Genomic DNA, 922 nt, shown 5'->3' with positions numbered 1-922 from the left:
TGGTGGTCATGGTGGCCGCGGTGGTGACGCCGGGTCGTATGGCGATGGTGGCCAGGGCGGTGACGGCGGCAGCGGCACCGCGGGTGCCGATGGCCTCAGCGGTGTGAACCCGGGTGAGTCCGGTCAGGACGGCCAGGCCGGTGGGCACGGCGGTGACGGTGGTGCCGGTGGTGCCGGCGGCACGATCTCCGGTGATGCCGGCTCCGGTGGTGCCGGTGGTCACGGTGGCGATGGTGGTCATGGTGGTGCTGGTGTGGCCGGTGCCGATGCGGTGACTGCCGGTGGTGACGGGCAGGCCGGTGGCCATGGCGGTACCGGCGGTGCCGGCGGCAACGGCGGCAACGGTGGTGCTGCGGGTGCGGTCTTCAACGGCAACGCGGGTGTCATCGGAGCCGGCGGCAACGCCGGTGACGGCGGCAACGGTGGTGCGGCCGGTGCTGGTGGCGATGGTGCCGATGGTGATGCCAGTGCCCCGACCGGTGGTGACGGTGGTGCCGGCGGCAACAGTGGTGCCGGTGGTGTCGGCGGTGTCGGTGGCAGCGGATCGTCCACGGGCGCAGACGGTTCCAACGGTGTCGACAACACGACCGCTGCTGATGGTGGTGATGGTGGCGACGGTTATGACGCTGCCTCGGATCCGGGTGCGGTTGCTGGTGCTGATGGTGGTCATGGTGGCCGCGGTGGTGACGCCGGGTCGTATGGCGATGGTGGCCAGGGCGGTGACGGCGGCAGCGGCACCGCGGGTGCCGATGGCCTCAGCGGTGTGAACCCGGGTGAGTCCGGTCAGGACGGCCAGGCCGGTGGGCACGGCGGTGACGGTGGTGCCGGTGGTGCCGGCGGCACGATCTCCGGTGATGCCGGCTCCGGTGGTGCCGGTGGTCACGGTGGCGATGGTGGTCATGGTGGTGCTGGTGTGGCCGGT

At 71.9% G+C, this 922-nt stretch carries 1 pseudogene; it reads right to left on the bottom strand.

From position 1 onward, the window contains the following. A pseudogene (locus A5727_RS28430) lies at positions 1–901 on the bottom strand (hypothetical protein); the annotation flags it as partial. Positions 902–922 lie beyond the last annotated feature (21 nt).

Origin of the sequence: Mycobacterium sp. ACS4331 (assembly GCF_001667265.1) — a bacterium.
Taxonomy (GTDB): domain Bacteria; phylum Actinomycetota; class Actinomycetes; order Mycobacteriales; family Mycobacteriaceae; genus Mycobacterium.
The sequence above is the reverse complement of the archived record's forward strand: the minus strand, read 5'-3'. Positions and strand labels throughout refer to the sequence as shown.